Source organism: Bacillus sp. CBEL-1, assembly GCF_004348885.1.
In the GTDB taxonomy this organism is placed as follows: domain Bacteria; phylum Bacillota; class Bacilli; order Bacillales; family Bacillaceae_H; genus Priestia; species Priestia aryabhattai_A.
Map to the genome: position 1 here is coordinate 681,582 of NZ_SBIM01000003.1, position 24,302 is coordinate 705,883.

The following is a 24,302-nucleotide window of genomic DNA, read 5'->3' on the forward strand; positions in this document are numbered from 1 at the left end:
CTAACTTCAAAATAATTTATTGTACGTACTATCTTAGTTCTTATTTCTTATAAACGCAATGAATTTTTTTGAATCAGTTCCATAACATGCATGGATAATAAATTGGTTATATTTAGCTGTAAATAAAATAACCACTATATCTAATAGAACAAAGAACCATAACGAATTCCATTCAGGTAATATAAGTATACCTGTGTATAGTAAAACGACATCAATTATTCGAAAAGTAAGCAAAAAGCAGATGAGCATGATAACAGAACGCTTCAAAACTCCCCAAGAATATAGAGCCGTTAAAATCCATACATAAAGCGTGTTAAAACTAAGTACATCTCGTGTTTCAGATTTAAACCAACCCACATGTATAGAGTGAGTTTTAAACATGGCGATTAAAAGTAGCATGAGCGTCGTATTAATCGCTAATAAGCTAAAGAATAAGGTTACTATATGAATCCATCGTTCAAATCGGTTAGACAGCCACGCGTACCATGTTTTTGCAATGACAAACCCAATTGTCATAAAAATGCCTGTGTAAATCGTTTTCCACCAATAATGCTTATAAACACCTAAAGAGAGAAATAACTCTTCAATTCCCATAAAGATAAAAGATATAAGTACAATATATCGAAACTTGAGCTGGTATGCTCCTATTAAAACAGCGATAACGGGAAATGCAAAGGCTTGTGATACCAACGACCCTAAAATATTATCAAGGTCTGTTTCATGTACAAAATTTGGATTATATTGATAGCTTTTAAATAGTACAAGAATAAAGTACTCCAACACGTACGCTAAACCAATCATAAAGAACAACAAGATGAATAGTTTTTTATCCTTTGTATTCCATAGAGTAAACACAAAGATCAGGACACTTGCGATAATCAAAACTAAAAACGGTATATAATGAGGCATGAAAGTCTCCCTTAACGTAAACTAGTTACTATATAGGGTAAAACTTTTCCTGTAAATTATACATTTGTAAATAGTTAAAAAAACGCTTGTTACAGTTCTAGACTGCAACAAGCGCTTTTATTACCCTTCAATCAAACGAGACAAATTCGCCATTTCGATAGCAGAAGCCGCTGCTTCCCACCCTTTGTTACCAGCTTTTGTTCCTGCACGTTCAATCGCTTGTTCAATTGTTTCTGTCGTTAGCACACCAAAGATAATTGGTACACCCGTTTGTAAACTTTGTGAAGCAACGCCTTTTGCCACTTCGTTACAAACATAATCAAAGTGTGGTGTTGCACCGCGAATAACTGTTCCTAACGTAATTACCGCATCATATTTTTTAGATTCTGCGAATTTTTTTGCAATTAGTGGAATTTCATATGCGCCAGGTACCCAAGCAATATCCACATCTTCTTCTGCTACTCCATGACGTTTTAGCGCGTCTTGTGCTCCACCTAACAATCGGCTTGTAATAAATTCATTAAAACGCCCCACTACAATTGCAACTTTTAATCCAGTACCAACTAAATTCCCCTCAAATACATGACTCATTTTCTATTCCTCCTAGGTTTTTTATGTTTTTATGTGTAAACAATTAAAAATGTAGTAAGTGACCAAGTTTCTTGGCTTTTGTATTTAAATACTTCTCATTTTCTGCTTCCTTTGGCATTTCAATTGGAAGACGTTCAACTACCTCAAGGTCATAACCTTTTAAACCGGTAATTTTACGCGGATTATTGGTTAAAAGCCTCATCTTTTTCACACCTAAATCCTTTAAGATTTGCGCACCGATTCCGTATTCACGAAGATCATCAGCAAACCCTAGTTTTTCATTAGCTTCAACCGTGTCATATCCTTGCTCTTGCAGTTCATATGCTTTTAATTTATTTATTAATCCAATTCCTCTTCCTTCTTGACGCATATACAGAAGAATTCCTGATTGTTCTTCTTCAATTTTTGACAGTGCGGCATGAAGCTGAGGTCCACAATCGCATCGCTTTGACCCAAAAATATCGCCAGTTAAACATTCAGAATGAACGCGAACAAGAACAGGTTCTTCAGGGTTAATGTCACCTTTAACAATAGCTACATGTTCTTTATTATCAATTTTATTTGTATATCCAATTGCTTTAAAGTTACCAAAAGCAGTTGGTAATTGAATTGCCACCTCGCGTTTTACAAGCTCATCATGCTTTCGACGATATGCAATGAGATCTTTAATCGTAATCATCTTTAAGTCAAATTGCTCTGCAATAACGGCAAGATCCGCTACGCGTGCCATAGTGCCATCTTCTTTCATGATTTCACAAATAACACCTGCTGGCTTACCTCCAGCAAGAAGCGCCAAGTCAACGGCAGCTTCTGTATGACCTGCACGTCGTAACACTCCTCCTTTTTTCGCAATTAAAGGAAAAACGTGACCTGGTCTACGAAAATCTGCAGCCTTAGCTGTATCATCAATTAACGCTTGAATGGTTGCAGAACGCTCATGAGCACTAATTCCTGTTGTCGTTGATACATGATCAACACTGACAGTAAAAGCGGTACCGTGCATATCTGTATTTGTTGTTACCATAGGATTAAGCTCTAGTTTAGCAGCTACTTCTTCCGTGATTGGTGTACAAATCAAGCCTCGACCATGCGTTGCCATGAAGTTAACAACTTCGGGAGTCGCTGTTTCAGCTAGTGAAATAAAATCTCCTTCGTTTTCTCGATCTTCATCGTCACATACGATGACAACTTTACCTTTTTTCAAATCATCAATTGCTTCTTCTACTGTATGAAACACGTTTCTCACCTCTCTTTTAATTTGTAAAGCCATGCTTTTCAAGTAAACTTTGCATACTGGAAGGTTTCGGTGCAGGAGCAGATGAAGGCTTCATCATCATTTCTTTAATATATTTTGCTAACATATCACATTCAATGTTCACAACATCTCCTCGTTCTTTTCTTCCAATAATCGTTTCTTTAGCAGTATGTGGAATTAAAGAGATTGTAAAAGAATGATCCGTAACGTTAAATATCGTTAAGCTTGTCCCATCAACAGTAACAGAGCCTTTTAACATCATATAGTGACGAAGACTAGGGTCTACCTTAATTTCGTAATATACCGCATTGCCTCTGCGCTCTTTACTCACAATTGTGCCAATACCATCAACATGACCGCTCACAAAATGACCACCAAACCGTCCATTTGCACTCATCGCTCGCTCTAAGTTAACCTTTGATCCCACTGTCAACAAGTGCAGCGTACTCGCTTTAATCGTTTCTGGCATCACATCAACTGTAAATCGATTAGCTGAGAATGACGTTACTGTCAGACATACACCATTGACTGCAATACTGTCTCCCAGCGAAACGTCCTGTAAGACAACACCTGCGTCAATAGTTAATACAATTGCTTCTTTTCCTTTGTTAATTTGTTTCACTTGACCAATTTCTTCAATAATTCCTGTAAACATTCTTTCACCTTCTTTCCCCATACAATGTACGCAAAAAGCCCCCTTCAACAAATGTCCAAGGGGGTTGTTTTAGAATCAGTGTATACAAAGCATCCACAAATAAGATAGCACTAATAGCCATCTCACTTTGCGACATGCTAAATAAGCAGTTGGATATAACGGTTTTCTAAAAAAGCCATTACGCTTATGTAATCGCTACACATCCACTGTGCTCCTGATCCTTCTCCCATCCAGACTTTTACTGTCGGCTCTAGATTTTAACTAGATCCACCGTTATCGAAAAATTCGAAAACGGGTCACGGGCTTAAAGGCATTGCCTTATCACCGCCGGTTGGGACTTACACCCGACCCCGAAGGATATTTATGTCGACACTATCTGTCGAATTTGTCCTTATTATAACAGAGGCTTCAAGAGTTGTCACACTTTTTAACACATTTTCATTTACCTGCAGAGTCACCTTTTTTCTTTTTTAATACAAAGCATAACCAAAAGCCCTAATCCAATATAACCAAATATTGGATAAAGAACCTTCAACAATTCTCCATATCCAACCTGTGCAACGAGAAAACACAGCGCAAAGATAAAGACAAATGCTCGCTGATTTGAAATTGGCAATATGGATTGGATTTGTCTAGCAATTCCAAATACATTTCCAATTAGTGTGGTAAAAATCTCACCAAAAACTACTAGTAAAAAGAGCCAATTAACGAAGACACCAATATGTTTTACGACTTCACTCATTGGAATATCCAAGTGGTATGCATATGGCAAGTTCGAAAGAGCTAAATGCGTAGCCACCATCATAAAAGTTAATCCGATACCACCTAAAACTGCACCGTTTTTAATGACTTTTCGATCTTTGACTTCACTCCCCAAAGGAACAAGAACAGCTTGTGCTAGTGCTAAATTAAGGGCTACATACAAAAAAGGGCTAATCAGCCAGTTCCACTCCCCTTGAAAATGAGCCGTTGATACTTGTAAAAATGAAAAGTGTGGGAAGTGTGGAATAAAGATTAAGATTGAAAAAGCAAGCATCATGGGCACTACAAGCGAATTAACAAGCAGTAGACCATTTATTCCTTTTGAAACGGATATGTATGCTAGCCCAATTGTCAGGAGCATTCCTACTTGAGGCCAAAGCCCAAGCTGCTCAGCTCCAATCGCTCCCGTACTTGCTAGCATAACCGATGTGACTCCAAATAGAATAATAACGGTAAAGCCATTGATAAGTTTCCCCATAAACGAACCGAATAAATGCGTATTTAATGCTTGATAAGACGTTGCATCAATTGATTGTGCAATGAGCATCATTTTTGCTCCTAACCAAATAAAGAACAGCCCACTAATTAAAATCCCAAATAAACCGATTGAGCCATATTGAGTAAAAAATTGCACAATTTCTTTCCCTGTTGCAAAGCCTGCTCCTACTACAGTGCCAATATAGGTAGCAGCTACTTGCAGCGTCAGCTTCCATTTCGTCAAGTCCTCCACCTCATTTTCTTTGAATCCACCACTTTTATTGTTTATACCAACGGATTTTATCGCGCAGAAAAGTAGCTTGTACTAAACTATATGAGAGGACAAAGTAAAAAAGACGAGTCTTTAAAGATGTAATCGCTTTATCTATCTGTTATAATCAAAGCGAATTTACTATCTAGTCATTTTGAAAAGGGTGAATATATGCAGTACGTACAATTAGCCGAAGACTTAAAATTCTCAAGAATTATTCATGGGTTATGGCGTTTAGCCGATTGGAATTTATCAACAAGCGATACGCAAACTCTCATTGAACAATGCTTAGAGAAAGGTATCACTACATTTGATCACGCAGATATTTATGGTGACTACAGCTGTGAAGGTTTATTTGGGCAAGCGTTAGCGCAAAAACCTTCTTTACGTGAATCCATGCAGCTTGTTACAAAATGTGGCATTAAACTAACGTCTGATAAATATCCAGAGCGTAAAATTAATTTTTATGATACAAGCAAACAACATATTATTAACAGCGCCAATCAGTCGCTCAAAAATTTAAATACGGATTATGTAGATGTTTTACTCATCCACCGTCCAGATCCTTTTATGAATCCACAAGAAGTTGCGGATGCGTTTATCCAGCTTAAAGAAGAAGGAAAAGTTCGTTACTTTGGAGTATCCAACTTTAAACGTTCACAGTTTGACTTACTCCAGTCATTTTTACCTTTTCCACTCATTACGAATCAAATTGAAATCTCGCCTACTTATTTAAATCATTTTGAAGAAGGCACAATTGAACAATGTCAGCAACATAAGATAGCACCGATGGCTTGGTCACCACTAGGCGGTGGATCCATCTTCACCGCTGAAGATGAGCGCTCTATTCGCGTACGAAACAAGCTAATCGAAATCGGCGAAGAAATTGGTGCAAAATCATTAGATCAAGTTGCCTATGCTTGGCTACTGGCTCATCCAGCTACTATTATGCCGATTGTGGGCTCTGGAAAGATGAATCGAATTGACGCTGCAATTGACGCGTTGGATTTAGAAATGAACCGCATGCAGTGGTTCCAAATTTTAGAAGCTTCTAAAGGACGACCTGTTGATTAATACTAGCTTCTTTTTTAACATGGAGACCTTAACAAATTAATTCAATGTATCCTTCCCCACTTCTTACAAGTTGAAGTGGGGATTTTTATGATTTATTAATGAAATTTTCGAAATTGTCTTGTATAATATAAAAAAATCAGATAAATTAGATAATAAGATTAAATTTCATCTTTATCGTTCGTTTTTTGAACAAATACAACTCTGTACTAATTATGATGAACTAAAATAGTACTCATATATGGATTCTTATCACGAGAGGTGGAGGGACTGGCCCTTTGAAACCTCAGCAACCAGTCGAAATGACATGGTGCTAAATCCAGCAAGCAAATCGCTTGGAAGATAAGAAGAAGCAGTCAAGCCTTCTTCTTACAGAAGGCTTTTTCTTGTTTATTCATTTTTTATTTGAATACAACTGATAACAGATGAAATAGAACGTTTAAGGAGGTTTTCAAATGGGGTTACTTGAAGATTTACAATCACGCATTTTAATAGGAGATGGTGCAACTGGTACCCTTCTGTATTCACATGGAATTGATAGTTGCTTTGAAGAGTTAAACATCACAAAGAAAGAAGAAATTCATCGCATTCATCGTGCATATGTAGAAGCGGGTGCAGATGTCATTCAAACCAACACATATGCTGCTAACTATCAAAAGCTTGCACGATATGGTTTAGAAGACGCTGTCAAAGATATTAACGTTGCAGCTGTTCAGATTGCCAAGCAAGCTGCGAAGAAAGACGCATACGTGGTCGGTACATTAGGAGGTATTCGCTCATTTCAAAAAAACGCCATCTCAACAGAAGAAGTAAAGAGAAGTATACGCGAACAGCTTTTTTGGTTGTTAAATGAAGGCGTTGATGGATTGTTATTTGAAACATACTACGATTTTGAAGAGTTAAAAACCGTATTATCTTTGGCTAGAAAAGAAACATCAAAACCGATTATTACACATGTTTCACTTCATGATATTGGTGTATTACAAAACGGTGCATCCCTTTATGATGCATTTCAAGAATTAGAATCTTTAGGTGCAGATGTTGTGGGCCTGAACTGTCGATTAGGTCCTTCCCATATGATTCAATCCCTTGAAGAAGTGCCGCTTTTAAATCGTGCTTTCTTATCAGCTTATCCAAACGCAAGCTTACCAGCTTACGTAGAAGGAAAAGTAGAGTATGCTACAAACGAAGATTATTTCGTTGAAAGTGCAAAAGCTTTTCGCAATCAAGGCGTTCGTTTAGTGGGTGGTTGTTGCGGCACTACGCCGGCTCATGTTCAAGCGATGTCACAAGCATTAAAGCATGAAAAGCCTATTACGCAAAAAACAGTAAAGATTAGACCACTTGTAGAAATCAAAGAGCAAGAGCAAACAAAAGAACCACACCTGCATGATCTTGTGAAAGAGCGACGCTCAATTATCGTTGAGCTTGATCCACCCAAGCAGCTTGGACCAACAAAATTTCTAGAGGGTGCAAAAGCTCTTCATAAGGCTGGTGTTGATGCGGTTACACTTGCAGATAATTCTCTTGCATCACCTCGAGTCAGCAACTTAGCAATGGCATCCCTTATGCAGCAACAAACGGATGCTCGACCACTTGTTCATATTACTTGTCGTGATCGTAACTTAATTGGACTTCAATCTCACTTAATGGGGCTTCATACGCTTGGCATTAATCAAGTATTAGCCATTACAGGAGATCCATCAAAGATTGGAGATTTCCCAGGAGCTACGTCCGTTTATGACGTCTCTTCATTCGATTTAATTAGCTTAATTGCCCAATTTAATGAAGGGTTATCTTATTCAGGAAAGCCGCTTGGACAAAAAACTAATTTTTCAATTGCAGCGGCATTTAACCCAAACGTCCGACATTTAGATCGTGCAGTTGTCAGACTTGAAAAGAAAATTTCATGCGGTGCTCATTATTTTATTACGCAGCCGCTTTACTCAACAAAACAAATTGAAGAAGTTTACGAAGCAACAAAGCACTTAGATGCTCCAATTTATATCGGCATCATGCCTCTCACAAGTGCTCGTAATGCTCGCTTTATTCATCATGAAGTACCGGGAATCAAATTGTCGGAAGATATTTTAGCACGCATGGATGCTACTGGAGAAGATCGAATTAAAGGTGAAATTGAAGGATTAGCAATCGCAAAAAACTTAATCGATACTGCATATGAATTATTTAACGGTATCTATTTGATTACACCATTTATGCGCTACGAAATGACTGAGATTTTAACTCGTTATATTAACGATAAACAACTTGTAACGACAGAAAGGAAGAACTAAATGACCTCACTAATTCAAGAACAATTACAGAAGCGAATATTAGTCATTGATGGTGCAATGGGAACAATGATTCAAGACGCCAATTTAACAGCTGATGATTTCGGTGGCGAAGAATACGATGGTTGTAATGAATATTTAACACGAACAGCTCCTCACGTTATTCAGCGTATTCATGAAGAATATTTCGCTGCAGGTGCTGATATTATTGAGACCAATACGTTTGGTTCTACTTCTATTGTGTTAGATGAGTACGATTTAGGCCACCTTGCCTACGAACTAAACATCGAAGCGGTAAAACTAGCCGTTGCAGCAAGGGATAAGTTTTCAACGCCTGAATGGCCAAGGTTTGTAGCTGGAGCTATTGGCCCAACAACGAAAACACTTTCCGTAACGGGTGGAATTACTTTTCAAGAACTCGTTGAGTCGTACGAAGAGCAGGTTCGTGGATTGCTAGACGGTGGCGTTGACCTCCTTCTTGTGGAAACATGTCAGGATATGCTAAACGTAAAAGCAGCTTTCTTAGGAATTACAGCTGCATTTGAAGCAGCAAACAAAGAGCTGCCTATTATGATTTCAGGAACAATCGAACCAATGGGAACAACGCTGGCAGGCCAAGATATTGAATCTTTCTATCTATCTTTAGAGCATATCAAGCCCCTATCTGTTGGCTTAAACTGTGCTACAGGTCCTGAATTTATGACTGATCATATTCGCTCTTTATCTGAATTAGCAACATCTGCTGTTAGCTGCTACCCAAACGCTGGTCTTCCAGATGAAGAAGGTAACTATCATGAATCACCTGAACTTCTTGCTCAAAAAATTAAAAGCTTTGCGGATAAAGGTTGGCTAAATTTTGTTGGTGGTTGTTGTGGTACTACGCCTGCTCACATTAAAGCGTTAGCTGATGCGGTGAAAGACGTCGCTCCTCGTCCATTAGACCGAACTGAGCATAACCACGCAGTTTCTGGAATTGAGTCATTAATTTATGACGACTCGATGCGCCCTTTATTTGTAGGTGAACGTACAAACGTTATTGGCTCACGTAAATTTAAACGTCTCATTGCAGAAGGAAAGATTGAAGAAGCTTCTGAAATCGCGCGTGCTCAAGTAAAAAATGGTGCACACGTGATTGATATCTGCTTAGCCGATCCAGATCGCGATGAAATTGAAGATATGGAGCTATTTATCCAAGAGGTGGTAAAGAAAGTCAAAGTGCCTCTTGTTATCGATTCAACCGATGAAGCCGTAATTGAGCGTGCTCTCACCTACTCACAAGGGAAAGCAATTATTAATTCCATTAACTTAGAAGATGGTGAAGAGCGATTTGATGCCATTTTACCACTTGTGAAAAAATTTGGTGCTGCTCTTGTCGTGGGTACAATTGATGAAGAAGGTATGGCAGTTACCGCTGAACGAAAGCTTGAAATCGCAAAGCGCTCACACGATTTACTAGTTCAAAAACACGGATTCAACCCTAAAGATATTATTTTCGATCCTCTTGTTTTCCCTGTTGGTACAGGTGATGAACAGTATATTGGCTCTGCAGAAGAAACGGTAAAAGGAATTAAAATGATAAAAGAAGCATTGCCTGACTGTCAAACCATTCTCGGTGTGAGTAACGTATCGTTTGGCTTGCCGCCTGTTGGACGTGAAGTGCTAAATGCTGTATACCTTTATCACTGTACGCAAGCTGGCCTTGACTATGCCATTGTTAACACAGAAAAGTTAGAGCGCTATGCGTCTATTCCTGAAGCAGAAATTAAGTTAGCAGATGCGCTCCTGTTTACGACTAATGATGAGACGCTAAGCATGTTTACAGACTTTTATCGTGATAAAAAGAAAGAATCAAAAATCGAAGTATCAAATTTAAACCTTGAAGAACGTTTAGCTATGTATATTGTAGAAGGAACAAAAGAAGGACTGCTACCAGACCTCCAAGAAGCGCTTACCAAATATAATGACCCATTGGATATTATTAACGGTCCATTAATGAATGGAATGGCAGAAGTTGGGCGCTTATTTAATGATAACCAGCTAATCGTCGCCGAAGTTCTCCAAAGTGCGGAAGTTATGAAAGCATCCGTTGCCTTTTTAGAACCGCATATGGAAGCATCAGAAAACGATTCTGGTAAAGGGAAAGTGATTTTAGCCACGGTTAAAGGCGATGTTCACGATATCGGTAAAAACTTAGTCGACATTATTTTAAGCAACAACGGCTTTAAAGTGGTCGATTTGGGCATCAAAGTAACTCCTCAACAGCTTATTGAAGCTGTACAAAAAGAAAAGCCTGATATTATTGGGTTATCTGGCCTGTTAGTGAAATCTGCTCAGCAGATGGTATTAACAGCACAAGATCTTACTCAGTCTAAGATCAACGTGCCTATTATGGTAGGAGGCGCTGCTTTGTCTCGTAAGTTTACTGATTTTAAAATTGCGCCTGAATATGAAGGTGCTGTTCTATATGCTAAAGACGCAATGGATGGCCTTTCTCTTGCCAATAAGCTGCAGAACAAAGAAGAGATTACTCAGCTTCTTGAAGATTTGAAAGTTCGTCAAGAAAAGAAAGTATTGTTTAAAGAACGAAAACAACAAGAAAGCACAACTGCAACAGCTGTGTTACAAAGGTCTGCTGTATCAACGGATGCTCCGGTGTTTAGACCATCCGACTTAAAACGTCACGTTGTGAAGCATTACGACTTAGCTCAAGTTTTACCTTACATTAACTGGCAAATGCTTTTAGGCCATCATTTAGGACTTAAAGGTAAAGTTAATAAATTGCTTGCTGAAAAAGATGAACGAGCCGTTCAGTTAAAAGAAACCGTAGATGAACTGCTGGAATTAGCTCTAAAAGAAAACTTAATTAAGCCGGCTGTTATTTATCAATTCTTCCCTGCACAATCTGATGGGAATGATTTAGTGATTTATGACCCTGCTGACCAAAAAACAGAAATTGAGCGCTTCACGTTCCCACGTCAAGAGAAAGGACAATTCCTGTGCTTATCTGATTTTGCTAAGCCTGTTGAAAAAGAAATGGATTACGTCTGCTTCTTCTCAGTTACAGCCGGTACAGGAATCCGCGAACGTGCTGCCCAGTTTAAAGAAAATGGTGAGTTTCTAAAGAGTCACGTTTTCCAAGCGCTGGCACTTGAACTAGCAGAAGGGTTAGCAGAACGTGTTCACCAACAAATTCGAGACCGCTGGGGCTTCCCTGACTCTCCGGACTTTACTATGGCAGAAAGATTTTCTGCTAAGTATCAAGGACAGCGATTCTCTTTTGGCTACCCAGCATGTCCAGACTTAGAAGACCAAGCAAAGCTGTTTAAATTGATTCAGCCTGAAGATGTGGGCATTGAGCTCACTGATGGCTTTATGATGGAGCCTGAAGCTTCTGTTACGGCGCTTGTGTTTGCTCATCCAGAAGCTAAATATTTTAACGTACTATAACAAACAAAGAAAAAGCTACCGCTATGTAACGGTAGCTTTTTCCTATTCCAAACATTAAAAAAACTAAAAAAATTAATTTTTCTGAAAAAATACCTTGTCACCTTCTCTGACATTTGTTAGGATAAGAATATTAAATTTTCAAACAATTAAAACTTTTTCTTTTTAGGAGGATGTTCACATGGTTACTTTTTTCGCTTCTATTGCCCTTTTGATTGGGGGATATGCCATTTACTCAAAAGTGGTTGAGCGAATTTTCGTTATAGATCCAAACAAACAAACACCAGCATATGAAAAGTTTGATTCATTAGACTATGTACCAATGAAATGGTGGAAAGGTTCATTAATCCAGCTCTTAAATATTGCAGGTCTTGGTCCCATATTTGGAGCCGTTATGGGCGCATTATATGGACCAGTAGCGTTCATCTGGATTGTCATCGGCTGTATCTTTGCAGGAGCGGTCCATGATTACTTTTCTGGCATGCTATCTCTTCGTCATGGAGGAGCACAGTACCCAGCTCTAGTTGGTAAATATCTTGGAACAAACATGAGAAAAATCATCAATGTCATTTCTCTTGTGCTTATGATTTTAGTGGCTGCAGCATTCACAGCTGGTCCAGCTCAGTTGATTACAAGCGTTACATCGTTACCTTTTATCATATCGCTGATTATTATTTTTGCTTACTTTATTTTAGCGACGGTTCTACCTGTTAATAAAATTATCGGAAGAATTTATCCTTTATTCGGTGCAGTATTAATTTTCATGGCTATCTCAATTGCATTTGCACTTATTTTCATTTCAAAAGAATCTGTACCAAATTTAACATTAGAAAACCTTCATCCACAAGAGCTGCCAATTTGGCCTCTATTAATGGTAACCATTTCATGTGGTGCTATTTCAGGCTTTCACTGCACACAAAGCCCAATTGTTGCTCGTACCCTAAAGAATGAAAAAGATGGACGTAAAGTGTTTTTTGGAGCGATGATTGGCGAAGGAGTTATTACCTTAATCTGGGCTGCGGCTGCAATGACATTCTTTAACGGAACGGGTGGCCTTCAGGAAGCACTTGCTGCTGGTGGACCGTCTGCTGTAGTAAATGAAATTTCAACATCGTGGCTTGGAACATTAGGAGGTATTCTTGCGATTTTAGGTGTTATCATTTTACCAATTACAACTGGTGATACGGCGCTACGTTCATCTCGTATGATTCTAGAGGACCTTGTTAGTAAGAAAAACAAAGACGCAAAAGGCAGTAAAAAAGCAACGTTTATTTATACATTATCCGTTGCGGTTCCAGCTTTTTATTTATCAACAATTGATTATTCATTTCTTTGGAGATACGTTGGCTGGACCAATCAAGTAGTTGCTACTGTCATGCTTTGGACGGCTACCATTTACTTGCTTCAACACGCTAAAAACCATTGGATTTGTGGAATTCCAGCTATGTTTATGACCGCGGTAGTTTGCTGCTATATCTTTTATGCACCAGAAGGTTTAGGGTTAGATTATGGTTTATCAATGGGGATTGGTACAGTGCTTACTTTATTCGTAGGTGGTTGGTATATTAAACAGATACGTACCTATACTAATCAAAACATTAATACACAAGTAGCATGATAAAAAGGCTTCCTTAAATCGGAAGCCTTTTTGTATGAAATATAAGCGTTTTCTTGTTACAATAAACAGGTATGTCTAACTACTTATGGGTAAAAATATGACCGGTTCATTGAAAGGAGCTTTTTTAAGTTGATCAAACTATTTGTCAGCGACCTTGACGGTACGCTGCTTCATCAAGAAAAATATGTTGAAACACATAATATCGAAGCATTAGTAAAGCTTCAAGAAAGCAATATTGATGTTTGCTTAGCATCAGGACGAATGGATAGTGAAATTCTAAAAATTTCATCTGATATTCGAAATAACTTTCATCGAATTAGTCAAAATGGTGCGTTCGTTTGGACAAGAGATAACCTCTCACTACACGCGAAAGTATTTGAAAGTGCTTTAGCGTCCAGCCTATACAAAAAGACATTAAACCCTAATCATGTTGTCTTGGTGTGTTCAAACGATACTAACTATGTAGAAACGAAAAACGACGTTATTAATGAAATTGAAAAACATATGTTTTTCCCAATTGAAGAACAAGGTGATATGCTGAATTCATTCGGATCTACCCTCTCGCCATCAAAGATTACAATCCTTGGAGACCACTCAGAAATGGTAGCTCTTCAAGCCGATTTAACCGAACAGTTTAAAGAGCACATTGATGCCTACATTTCTGCAAAGAATTGCTTAGATATTATGCCCAAGCACATCAGCAAAGGAAATGCCATTCAAATCTTACTAGATCATTTAGGTTTACTGCCTGAAGAAGTAGCATGTGTGGGAGATTCTTTTAATGATATTCCAATGTTTCAACTAACACCTAATAGCTTTGCGATGGCCACAGCTCCTGAAGAAGTAAAAAAACACGCTTCTACTGTTGTTTCGTCTGTAAGTGAAGCAGCGGAAATCGTGTTAGCAAAAAACAATAGCGTTTCTATTAAATAATAAAAAGTGCGAAGCGGCTGCCTCGCACTTTTTTAATGTCTCTTCCACACTGCACGGAGGTATTCTCCCAGGCTGTGTTGAGCACCATTATCTGTCTTACCTGCTTTTACAAGAGCTTGAATCCGCTCTCTTCTAACGATTGTTAAGATAAGCGTCATAAAGAACAGAATGGAAATGCCCATTACAAATAGCGCTAATAATGACGCTACAATGGTTTCTGGCATTGTTAAAGATGACAAATTACCCCTCTCCTTTCTTTTTGTACAAAGGAAGGAGTTAGTTGAATCGCTATCCTAAAAGATTCTTCTGTTCATATTCATTTTCTGCATACGATTTTAAATCCTGAATTTCTTGATATGCTCCTTCAAGACCTTGCTGTTTTGCCTTTTGATTCATATGGTTATATACCATCTTTACCTTACACACTGTTGCTTTAAGAGATGTTTCTGGGTCAGCATCTTCTTTTAAATGAACATTTGCCAGATCTACAATGGAACGAGCTAATAACTCAACGCTATTGCGCAGCTCAACTTCATTATAGACCGCACGATCTTGAAGCTTAAAACGAATAATCTCATTTGCTAACTCCCTCACACGTACAAACTGCTGCTGTTCATTCATAGTATTTCCGCAGTAAGAAACTTATACCCCACTCTTTAGGCGCAATAAGTAACTAGACTTCTTACGGCTGAGCTCCCCCTTTTATTAGGCCTAGTTTGCTTTTAATAAATCAAAAACGCTTTTCTTATGTTATTTTACTATTAGTTATTCGATAAAATAACTCCGTTTTCCTTTATCTCTTTCCCTTTAATTGCCGATATATTATGCCTCTATTCTGACTTTAAATGTGCTAACACATGATAAACAAACAGTAAAATTCCAACCGTTGTTAAAGTAGCTCCTACTGCTATAACAGGCGTTATGCTCTCCCTATTAAGAACCGTCATTAAAAACAACCCTATCATCATAATAGGAAGGCCTAAGTTATGCAGCCACGCATGCATTTTTGCTAACTTATGATTTGAAAAGCTTGGAAACAAATAATATAAAATTCCGGCTAGCGTTAAAGATGTCCAGCCAAGCAAATTGATATGAACATGTACAGGAGTTAGCTCATAGTTATGTGAAATTGACATGTAGTATCCCAATAAAATTCCCACTGCAAAATAAACCACTGAAATTTTAATTAACTTAATTCCCATTCTCATCCCCCCTGACCATACTTATGCACTACTTTATTCTTTTTTTTAGGGATTTAGAATCATGTACTTAAATAAAAAAAGCAGCTGGCAAACCAGCTGCTTAACTTTATGCAATATAGTGTAAAACAAAGTTTAAGAAAAATAACAACGCAATCACGTACATAAACGCGGATACTTCACGCATTTTGCCAATCGCAAGCTTTAAAAGCGGATATGCAATAAAACCAAAAGCAATCCCGTCAGCAATGCTGTACGTTAGCGGAATTAGAGCGATAATTAAAAACGCTGGGAAACCTTCTGATAAATCTTGAAGATTGATGTTCTTGATATTCTGAATCATCAAGCCACCAATAACAATCAAAATCGGTGCAATAGCACTATCTGGAATTAGCTTAATAAAGGGAATAAAAAACAGTGAACTTAAAAATAAAACGCCTGTGATTAAAGACGTAAGCCCTGTTCTTCCACCCGCTGCAATACCTGATGCTCCTTCAACTGATGCAACAGTTGGGCTTGTGCCAAGGAGACCTGCTAAAGAAGCAGAAACAGCGTTTGCCTGAAAAGCTTTTGAAAACTTTTCCTGTTGGTCCATCATGCCTAATTGGCCATGAATTAATCCAATGTTTTCAAATACAAGTACCATTGTTAATGAGAACACTGCAGCCCAAAACGTAATTTGTCCAAGTGCTGTAAACGAAAACGCACCCAAGCCTGTAAAAAATTCTTGAAAGCTTGTAGAGGTGCTACCGTTCGATTGATTTTGAACACCAAATAACATTGCAATAAGCGTTCCAGCAATCATGCTGAGCAAAAAGTTTCCGCGTATATTTCGAATAAATAACACAATTGTAATCATCAATGTCAACAACGTACTAAGCACAAACGGATCTGATAGATTCCCTAATGCAACAAACGTTGTATCACTTGGAATAACCAATCCACCCTTTTGAAGTCCAATAAATGTTAAGAATAACCCGACTCCAACGGTAATCGCTTCTTTTAAAGAGTGCGGTATCGCAGCCACAAGCTTTATAGATAGCCTTGAAAATGCAAGTACAGTGAACAAGACGCCTGATATAAATACAGCAGCTAGTCCCTCTTGCCACGTTAATCCCATTGATTGTACCATTGTATACGTAAATAACGCGTTAATTCCCATACCGGGAACTAAAATAAGCGGGGCATTTGCCCAAAACGCCATCATTAAACAACCAATAACCGATACAGCAACTGTAGCAAAGATTCCTGCTTCTAGCGGAATACCTGCATCTGATAAAATGGTTGAATTAATCGCAATGATATATACAATTGATAAAAAGGAAATAACGCCCGCAACGCTTTCTTTTCCAAACGTTGTGTCATGATGTTTCAATTGAAACACTTTTTCTAATAACGCTTTCAAATTTTCTTCCTTCTTTTCTCAATATCCCTCACCCACCCAGTGTCTAAAAAAGCCACCGTGGATATTATAGCAAAATCCGCGGCGGTTGCAAGAGAAATTTTACGTTTTCTACAGTAATGCCTACTGCATTTATAGTATCAGCATTTTCCGTTCGCTTATGGATAGCATCTTTTACTAATCCATACATTAGAAAAGAAGTAATCCTAGTGAAATGATGACGCCGCTTATTAATAAAATCATGACGCAATATCCCATGATATCTTTTGCTTTTAACCCAGCAATTGCAAGAGCAGGCAGCGCCCAAAATGGCTGAATCATATTCGTCCAAGCATCTCCCCAAGCTACTGCCATCGCAGCTTTAGCCGTTGGTACATCTAACGCTTGAGCTGCGTCTAAAACTACCGGAGCCTGAACTGCCCACTGCCCGCCTCCTGACGGCACAAAAAAGTTAACAATTCCAGCACTCCAAAAAACAAACATCGCAAACGTTGTTTCAGTTGAAATTGAAACAAAGGCTTCTGAAATCACAGCTGCTAACCCTGACGATACCATGATGCCCATCAACCCTGCATAAAATGGAAACTGAATAATGATGCCACTTGTTCCTTTCACCGCTTCTGTTACCGCTTTCAAAAAGTTGCGAGGTGTACCATGAAACAGGATTCCTAAAAATAAGAACAGAAAATTAACAATATCTAAATTTAATAAAAGTCCTTTTTCTACGAAGTAATAGCTTAAAAAAACGATTCCTACAGCACCAATTGCCCATGAAATAATTCGGCTATTTTCTAAGCGTTCTGCCGGTGTCATATTCTCAGTTTCAGCCGCAGCTGCTTGAAAGTCTTTTAACAGCTCAGGATCTACTACGAATGCGTCTTCCTTCGGTGGCATCATTAATCTATTCACAAGTGGTACAGCCACAAACAACGCCGCTACAATTACTAAGTTAAACGTGGAAAAAATGGTTTGACTTGTTGGAATAAGCCCGATTATATCTTCCGCAAAATGACCTGGTGTCGCAATTGTTAAAGGAACAGAACCTGAAAGCCCTCCATGCCAAATAACAAAGCCGCTGTATGCACTGGCAATTAATAAACGATAGTCGACATACTTCACTTGTTTCGCTAATTCCTTTGAAAACAACGCACCTACAACCAGTCCAAACCCCCAGTTTATGAAGCTTGCTAGCAGAGAGATAACCGATACAAGCACCACTGCTTGTCCTGGAGTCGAAGGCAAACTAGCAAGGCGCGTTAAGCCTTTTTTACATAGAGGACTGCTTGCCAATACGTGTCCTGTTACTAATACAAGAATCATTTGCATAGAAAAAGCCAATAACCCCCAGAAACCTTCTCCCCAATACTGTACTAGGTTTATTGGCGTACTATCTGTAAAAATAAGCCCAAACCCAAACACTGCAAATGTTAAAATAATAACAAATAAAAATGGATCTGGTAAATACCTTTGCATAACCCCGTTGAAAAAACCAACTATGTGTTTCACAGAAGTTCCCCCTTATTCGACTTTTTTTGACGTCATGTATGATATTCGCTTTTTTATTCTTTTTTCCTTTAAAACAGACAAAAGAAGTGAACAGCCGCTCACTTCTTTTCGCCAACAAATCATGCTCCGCAGTATTTCTATGTTTCCTTACTCCGTTTAGCTGAGTAAGCAGGTTTTTCGACGTTTACACTGATAACCCCTTGACAAGTTTAAACGTTATGTTTAGAATTAACTTCCCTAGATTTGAAAATATAAGTGTACAATGTTAGAAATAGTTAGTCTTCCCTGTAATGAAGCACGCCTTGTGGGCGTGCTTCATTTTCATTTATTAAAATAGATACATATGTCTATTACTGCGGGCAATACTACTAACATATTTAGTGCGTGGCTGGTATACAGCTCAGCAAAAAAGAATATAAAAAAAGCGATGAATTTTACGTCCATCGCCCTTTTTATGAAAAGGATAAAATGATTGCATTTTTATAATAAAAAACCCTTTTTTGACCGTGAGTTTAAGGCTTATTCTCCCCTTTATAAACCTCAAAACGTACTATTGTACAAAGTCATCTCCCCAAACAACTTTATACAAACCGAACTGAAATCGCTTACAATCTTAACTTTATGAAATCATTTCCTTTTCGCTCTATGTTCATTAAACACTAATTTTTTCAAAATAGCAACCCTTTTTATCGGATTTCTTTAAGTATGTTCTAAAAGATGATATTTTTATATGAAACTACATATTTTATTGAAACATGGGTAAATGATATATAAGAAGGAGTGACAATCATGAGTGAAAACATCGAAGAATATTTAGAAAGAGGACTATATGGTACGCAAGAAACAAAGCAAGCTGAGCGTAAGTATTTTCTCACTGCTTTACGTGAACGAATTGAAATTGCTTTAACGAAGGGACAGGTAATGAAGCCAACCGTTTATAAAGAAGCTGAAAGAACCATCACTAACGTGCAAAATGGACAAGTCTTTTTAAATGGAACTATTGCCTACTCTTTTTTATCAAAATATATTCAAATAGCAAACAAACATAACGTTCCTTTTACTATTGTACAAAACCTAGAAGCTGACACAGATATCGGGCTCGTGGTCACAGGATCAAAAGGTTCCACTGAAAATGAAATTTTTATTAAAAATTAAAAAGCCGTCATCGACGGCTTTTCTTTATTTTGCAAATACATGATTTCCAATTGTTTTTACAACTTGACGAGAACGAATCCAATCATCTGTGGCTGTGTTAGGATTATAAAAGTAAATGGAATCATTTAAGCGATCTTTTCTCATCAGTGCCTCTTCTACTGCACGATGCGCTTCATCGGATGCTGGCTTATTAATTGAGCCATTTTGAACAGGAGAAAACGCATAGCTCGTCCCTACTACTTCCATAATTACTCCGTTAACACTGTTTGGAAATTGCTGTGATTCTACGCGATTTAGGACAACGATAGCTACACCTAATTTCCCTTCATACGATTCACCTTTTGCTTCCGCTTCTACTAAGCGCGCCAATAAATCTTTCTCTCCTTGAGAAATAGACATTGCTTCAGGAGCAGGCTGTGGTTCTGTCTTAACTTCTTCTGCTTCAGCAGGCTGATTCGATTCTTCCGTCTCGGCTGCTTGAACGGCTTCTTCTTCAGGTACCTTTGCATCTAAAATTAGCTCATCAATATCTTGACCATTTGGCTTTTCTGGAATACGAAGGGTCTCTCCCTCATAAATCCAATCATCTGTACGATTATTTTCGTCCATTATATCTTTAATGGTTACACCATATTGTTTACTTAACTGTCCAAGGGTATCTCCCTTGATGACTTTATATTTCGTTTCTGCTACTGCGACTGACTGAATGCTTCCAAGAGCAAACATAGCAGTTAGCATCATGAATAAAGGCTTAACATAACTCTTTTTCATGCGGCAATACCTCCTGAAAATTCGTATGGTACTACTCTAACATAGCGTAGTACCTCTTTCACCGAACGATTCCTTTACATTTCTTTTAGTTTGATTAATAACGTTACGAATCAAACACGATTATGACAATAATCCTATTTATTTGTCATAATGAAGGAATTATTTTGTGCGAAGAGGTAGGTATTACCTTGTTTATATTTCCCTTTTCAGACTTTTGACTCACTTCAAAATCATTTCAATTCTAGAAATAGGTGCACATCTAACTATTCTATAACTACATTTAGTAACAGAAGCAATTAGTTTAAAAGAACTCTAAGCTATATCTTTCCCCAGACATTGTGAGGATATGAGACTCCTATGAGATTAGCGAGTGCTCTGAGACCCTGCAGTTTAAGAGAAGGGTTAAACCGAGCCTTGTCGGAAAAGGGGTTACTCGGAGTGGAAGTCACACCTCACTGTATGCGTTCTTCCTTCTTTCAAAACAAAAAAGATGAAGCGCAATTTTACACGCTTCATCTTCTTTAATCCTCAAGCTCTATTTCTACAACATCATAGAAATCAATTACGAGCTTAGCACCTGTATCATCCATAAACGTAAACGCAGATTGATCTTCTGATAAATCTAGGACATAGCCTGACAGTAGCTGTTCACTATTATCATAAACCGTTGTTAATGAAACCTTTTTATGCTCAACAAACGCTTCTTCTAATAATGAATGGAGGTCGTATTCCCGGTCGTCAGCTGGCCGGTTTGTTAACAGCATCCCATATGTCATTTGTCCATTTTTATCTTTCCATATATAATCTGCAAAATAAAATGGTGCTGTACTTTTTCGAAAATCGTCCATGTAATCCCTCCTATAGCTACATATTACCTTCATTATATAAGCGTCTGCTCAAGAAAGCTAGCGTTTCAACTTAACTGCGAGGCGTTTCAGTATAATAATACGTAAAGTGCCCACCTCGACCAGCTACTCCGCGAAAATGCTTGAAATCTTCTCTTCTTACAAGCAAAGGCTGAAATCCTAAAAAATCCTCTTTACGCACGTGCAGCTCTTGAATCTCCCCGTCACGGAGAGCATCTAGCTGCTTCATTGCTTCCTCTTGGTTCATTTATATGTACTCCTTTCTACGAAAAGTCCTTTAACCACTCTTTTAGTTTATCATACTGTTCTGCAGCTTCTTCATATCCCTGCTTATACAAAACGTCTAACTTTGATCGATTTTTCTCCATTCTTCCGACTACCAATGGCTTCTGTGGACGAATCACAAATATATTTCCTGCTTCCTCCTGCTCGTCAATATAAGCAAGCGTATCATTATAAAGCTTATAGCGGTTCTCTAATGCATCAACTAAACCAGGATACCTACGATAATAGCGCTTTGTAAACCAGAATGAACTGGATTTTTTCTTTTGATATCCTTTATTTCGCGTTAACACCACGATGTTTTTCTTAAATCCGTCACTCTCTGCTTTTTTTATCGGAATTGGGTCACTAATTCCTCCGTCTAACAGCTGCTTGCCACCATATTCCACTACCTTTGACACAAATGGAAGCGAGCTTGATGCGCGAATGATGGTCAGCAAATCGTTCTCATGATTGTTAAAATAAACAGGTTTTCCTGTTACGCAGTCTGTTGTCCCTACTACAAGCTGTTCAGTTCGCTTATGAAAAGCATCAAAATCAAATGGAATTAAGCTAGTTGGAATCTCGTCAAATACAAAATCCATTCCAAACATCTCACGCGTCTTAAAATAATTTCGTAGTGACAAGTAGCGCGGATCATCTATATAATCTAGATTAGCTCGACGACTTCTTCCTACTTGTCGCGATAAATAGGAAGTTGCATGACAGGCTCCGGCCGAAACGCCAATCACATAAGGTAAATATAAGTCTTGTTCCATAAAGTAATCAAGAACCCCTGTTGTATAAAGGCCTCTCATACCGCCACCTTCTAATACTAATCCTGTATTTCTCATAATAATTGACACCTTCTATTTCTAATGTTTTAATCACTAAATAATCCTATATGTCAGTACTATATCGAATTACCCTACTTTTGTCGAAGGATTTACTTAAAAAACCATCTTTTTTTACATTTTTTTAAAAAAACCTTTACTAATTAACCAATTTAAGGCAAAATTGAGAAAAAGAAAATAGAAAGCGTTAACTAGATTTACTTTTGAAAATTTTCTAAAAACATTCTGATAAAGGAGCGATTACGATGAAAATTGCAGAAGTAGGAAACATAATTGAATTTAAAAATGGGTTAAAAGGTATTGTAGAAAAAGTAAATGAGAACTCTGTAATTGTTGACTTGACTTATATGACTAACTATCGTGACCTAGACTTAGAACAGCGAACGGTTGTAAACCATAAAAATTATACCATTATCAATCATGCGATGTAACAAATAACCACCTAGTACAAAGTACTAGGTGGTTATTTGTTACAAATCTTTTCCTTTTGCTCTTTACTTAAAATACCGAGTTTGTACAACATATACGCATACTGTTGCGCTTTTTTAGCCGATTTCATTTCCTTCCTCCTCATGCTTTTACTTCATTATATGCACGAAACTAAAAAAGTTTCCTTAAGGAAAGAAAAATAGCTACCTCTAAAAAAAAGAAAAAAGCCTCTAAATTCGAGACTTTTACTTTGCAATCACTTTTTTACCATTTGTAAATGAGTAATAACATTCTCCAGTGAAAATATCTTGGCTTTCGTGGATATGAACACCTGCTTTATCTTCCATAGCCGCTTTCATCATTGCTTTTGCAACATTGTAAGCTTTAATTGGTCGATATTTCTTCCATTTACCAATTAGGCAAAATGAGCAAGACTTAAGAGTGTATTCCCCTACTTTTTCAACTAAACGAAACTCGTCGCGTTTGCCTAACAGTAATGATGGACGGAAGAAATGCGTCGAACGAATATATAGGCTCGCAATATCTTCTTCCACTTGACCTTTTACCTTACTGTAAAAGAAAGGGGAGCGCAGATCAGCACCAATTGCTGTAACGGTTAAAAAATTTTGACAGCGATTTGCTTCGGCACATTTTGCTGCTTTTAGTGGAAATTCATAGTCCACTTTAATAAACTTCGATTTCGTCTTTGCTTTTTTCATCGTTGTGCCTAAACAACAATAGACATCATCAACTGCAAAATCTTTTTCATACTTTTCAAGCTCTGCAAAATCAATTTCGAGCTGACGTAGCTTTTCATGTTCAATTGGCAATGCCTTTCGAACAAGTACTGTCACATGGCTATATAAGCGATTATCCAAAAGCAACTGTAAAAGTTCTTGACCAATAAGGCCGCTTGCTCCTAGTACTAATGCTGATCTTTGTGACATTCTTTCACCTTCTCACCTTGTTGTTGTTTACATTGGAAAACAGGTTGTTAAGACAACCTGCTTTCATTAACGATTATCAATTGTTTCTGGGTATAAGTCGTGATTCATTAATCGATAAGAAGCCATTTCTTCATATTTTGTACCTGGGCGACCATAGTTTGTATATGGATCAATGGAAATTCCACCGCGTGGCGTAAATTTCCCCCATACTTCAATATAACGTGGATTCATCAGTTTGATTAAATCATTCATAATGATATTCATACAATCTTCATGGAAATCACCATGGTTTCGGAAACTAAACAAATAAAGCTTTAAGGATTTACTTTCAACCATTTTTTCATCAGGTATATAGCTAATATAAATTGTAGCAAAATCGGGCTGACCCGTTTGCGGACATAAGCTTGTAAATTCTGGACAATTAAACTTAACGAAATAATCTCGATTTGGATGCTTGTTATCAAACACCTCTAAAATTTCTGGTGAATACTCAAATAAGTATTTTGTTCCCTGATTGCCTAAAAGCGTTACACCTTCTAATTCCTCTTCTTTACGACCACTCATTTGTGTTTCCTCTCTTTCTACGATTGTCATTCTAACAGCGTTTTTTCATTTTGTACATATCTGTTTTTGTA

23 protein-coding genes and 2 riboswitches are annotated in these 24,302 nt (G+C 37.8%); of the genes, 7 read left to right on the plus strand and 16 right to left on the minus strand.

Going from position 1 to position 24,302, the window contains the following annotated elements:
- Window positions 1–33: 33 nt before the first annotated feature.
- The 5 genes from EPL02_RS03585 to EPL02_RS03605 all read right to left on the minus strand — a co-directional run bounded on the left by EPL02_RS03585 (window position 34) and on the right by EPL02_RS03605 (window position 4,893).
- Window positions 34–909 carry a hypothetical protein gene (locus EPL02_RS03585; RefSeq protein WP_094911592.1) on the minus strand — a complete coding sequence of 292 codons (876 nt, stop codon included), beginning with the start codon at window positions 907–909 and terminating at the stop codon, window positions 34–36.
- Between the two features lie 120 nt (window positions 910–1,029).
- The gene (gene ribH / locus EPL02_RS03590) at window positions 1,030–1,500 is read right to left on the minus strand and encodes a 6,7-dimethyl-8-ribityllumazine synthase (RefSeq protein WP_094911593.1); all 471 of its coding nucleotides are present in this window, start codon (window positions 1,498–1,500) and stop codon (window positions 1,030–1,032) included.
- Between the two features lie 43 nt (window positions 1,501–1,543).
- Window positions 1,544–2,737, minus strand: coding sequence for a bifunctional 3,4-dihydroxy-2-butanone-4-phosphate synthase/GTP cyclohydrolase II (locus EPL02_RS03595; RefSeq protein ID WP_094911594.1), 1,194 nt, complete (start codon window positions 2,735–2,737; stop codon window positions 1,544–1,546).
- A 16-nt stretch (window positions 2,738–2,753) separates the two neighbouring features.
- Window positions 2,754–3,410, minus strand: coding sequence for a riboflavin synthase (gene ribE, locus EPL02_RS03600; protein ID WP_131886975.1), 657 nt, complete (start codon window positions 3,408–3,410; stop codon window positions 2,754–2,756).
- Between the two features lie 214 nt (window positions 3,411–3,624).
- A riboswitch (FMN riboswitch) is annotated at window positions 3,625–3,772 on the minus strand.
- A 92-nt stretch (window positions 3,773–3,864) separates the two neighbouring features.
- Complete coding sequence (locus EPL02_RS03605) at window positions 3,865–4,893, minus strand: YkvI family membrane protein (protein ID WP_094911595.1); 1,029 nt, start codon at window positions 4,891–4,893, stop codon at window positions 3,865–3,867.
- Window positions 4,894–5,091: 198 nt separating this feature from the next.
- Here EPL02_RS03605 and EPL02_RS03610 point away from each other — a divergent pair, with 198 nt between their 5' ends.
- The 5 genes from EPL02_RS03610 (at window position 5,092) to EPL02_RS03630 (ending at window position 14,277) form a co-directional block, all read left to right on the plus strand.
- Window positions 5,092–5,994: an aldo/keto reductase gene (locus EPL02_RS03610; protein ID WP_131886976.1), complete on the plus strand. Its 903-nt coding sequence runs from the start codon at window positions 5,092–5,094 to the stop codon at window positions 5,992–5,994.
- Between the two features lie 243 nt (window positions 5,995–6,237).
- Window positions 6,238–6,340: riboswitch (SAM riboswitch) on the plus strand.
- A gap of 106 nt (window positions 6,341–6,446) precedes the next feature.
- Entirely contained in the window at window positions 6,447–8,285 is a 1,839-nt protein-coding gene (locus EPL02_RS03615; protein ID WP_131886977.1) for a bifunctional homocysteine S-methyltransferase/methylenetetrahydrofolate reductase, read from the plus strand.
- The gene (metH, locus tag EPL02_RS03620) at window positions 8,286–11,729 is read left to right on the plus strand and encodes a methionine synthase (protein WP_094911598.1); all 3,444 of its coding nucleotides are present in this window, start codon (window positions 8,286–8,288) and stop codon (window positions 11,727–11,729) included.
- Between the two features lie 178 nt (window positions 11,730–11,907).
- The gene (locus EPL02_RS03625; RefSeq protein ID WP_094911599.1) at window positions 11,908–13,344 is read left to right on the plus strand and encodes a carbon starvation CstA family protein; all 1,437 of its coding nucleotides are present in this window, start codon (window positions 11,908–11,910) and stop codon (window positions 13,342–13,344) included.
- A 129-nt stretch (window positions 13,345–13,473) separates the two neighbouring features.
- Window positions 13,474–14,277: an HAD family hydrolase gene (locus EPL02_RS03630; protein WP_094911600.1), complete on the plus strand. Its 804-nt coding sequence runs from the start codon at window positions 13,474–13,476 to the stop codon at window positions 14,275–14,277.
- A gap of 32 nt (window positions 14,278–14,309) precedes the next feature.
- Here the strand turns inward: EPL02_RS03630 and EPL02_RS03635 are convergent, their stop codons facing one another.
- The 5 genes from EPL02_RS03635 to EPL02_RS03655 form a co-directional block, all read right to left on the minus strand.
- Entirely contained in the window at window positions 14,310–14,516 is a 207-nt protein-coding gene (locus EPL02_RS03635) for a hypothetical protein (protein ID WP_224840129.1), read from the minus strand.
- Window positions 14,517–14,565: 49 nt separating this feature from the next.
- A complete protein-coding gene (locus tag EPL02_RS03640; protein ID WP_076513049.1) occupies window positions 14,566–14,898 on the minus strand; it encodes a hypothetical protein in 333 nt (110 codons plus the stop codon).
- Between the two features lie 209 nt (window positions 14,899–15,107).
- The gene (locus EPL02_RS03645; protein ID WP_094911601.1) at window positions 15,108–15,479 is read right to left on the minus strand and encodes a cytochrome-c oxidase; all 372 of its coding nucleotides are present in this window, start codon (window positions 15,477–15,479) and stop codon (window positions 15,108–15,110) included.
- A 106-nt stretch (window positions 15,480–15,585) separates the two neighbouring features.
- Window positions 15,586–16,881, minus strand: coding sequence for an NCS2 family permease (locus EPL02_RS03650; RefSeq protein ID WP_094911602.1), 1,296 nt, complete (start codon window positions 16,879–16,881; stop codon window positions 15,586–15,588).
- Between the two features lie 186 nt (window positions 16,882–17,067).
- Window positions 17,068–18,384 carry a short-chain fatty acid transporter gene (locus EPL02_RS03655; RefSeq protein WP_131886978.1) on the minus strand — a complete coding sequence of 439 codons (1,317 nt, stop codon included), beginning with the start codon at window positions 18,382–18,384 and terminating at the stop codon, window positions 17,068–17,070.
- Window positions 18,385–19,173: 789 nt separating this feature from the next.
- Between EPL02_RS03655 and EPL02_RS03660 the strand changes: the two genes are divergently transcribed.
- On the plus strand, window positions 19,174–19,539 hold the full coding sequence (locus EPL02_RS03660) for a YueI family protein (protein WP_094911604.1): 366 nt from the start codon (window positions 19,174–19,176) through the stop codon (window positions 19,537–19,539).
- A 24-nt stretch (window positions 19,540–19,563) separates the two neighbouring features.
- Here the strand turns inward: EPL02_RS03660 and EPL02_RS03665 are convergent, their stop codons facing one another.
- The 4 genes from EPL02_RS03665 to EPL02_RS03680 form a co-directional block, all read right to left on the minus strand.
- On the minus strand, window positions 19,564–20,310 hold the full coding sequence (locus EPL02_RS03665; protein WP_094911605.1) for a cell wall hydrolase: 747 nt from the start codon (window positions 20,308–20,310) through the stop codon (window positions 19,564–19,566).
- A 521-nt stretch (window positions 20,311–20,831) separates the two neighbouring features.
- On the minus strand, window positions 20,832–21,158 hold the full coding sequence (locus tag EPL02_RS03670; RefSeq protein ID WP_094911606.1) for a hypothetical protein: 327 nt from the start codon (window positions 21,156–21,158) through the stop codon (window positions 20,832–20,834).
- A gap of 70 nt (window positions 21,159–21,228) precedes the next feature.
- Entirely contained in the window at window positions 21,229–21,423 is a 195-nt protein-coding gene (locus tag EPL02_RS03675) for a hypothetical protein (protein WP_131886979.1), read from the minus strand.
- A 16-nt stretch (window positions 21,424–21,439) separates the two neighbouring features.
- Window positions 21,440–22,294 (minus strand): DUF6363 domain-containing protein, encoded by an 855-nt coding sequence (locus EPL02_RS03680; protein WP_165932515.1) that lies wholly within the window; start codon window positions 22,292–22,294, stop codon window positions 21,440–21,442.
- Between the two features lie 242 nt (window positions 22,295–22,536).
- On the opposite strand from EPL02_RS03680, the gene EPL02_RS03685 reads away from it, so the two are divergent.
- Window positions 22,537–22,722, plus strand: coding sequence for a YkvS family protein (locus EPL02_RS03685; protein WP_094911609.1), 186 nt, complete (start codon window positions 22,537–22,539; stop codon window positions 22,720–22,722).
- 243 nt (window positions 22,723–22,965) lie between these two features.
- Here EPL02_RS03685 and EPL02_RS03690 read toward each other — a convergent pair whose 3' ends face one another.
- Together EPL02_RS03690 and queF are read right to left on the minus strand one after the other, a co-directional pair.
- Entirely contained in the window at window positions 22,966–23,667 is a 702-nt protein-coding gene (locus EPL02_RS03690; protein WP_131886981.1) for an NAD-dependent epimerase/dehydratase family protein, read from the minus strand.
- A gap of 66 nt (window positions 23,668–23,733) precedes the next feature.
- Window positions 23,734–24,231 carry a preQ(1) synthase gene (gene queF / locus EPL02_RS03695; protein WP_094911611.1) on the minus strand — a complete coding sequence of 166 codons (498 nt, stop codon included), beginning with the start codon at window positions 24,229–24,231 and terminating at the stop codon, window positions 23,734–23,736.
- Window positions 24,232–24,302 lie beyond the last annotated feature (71 nt).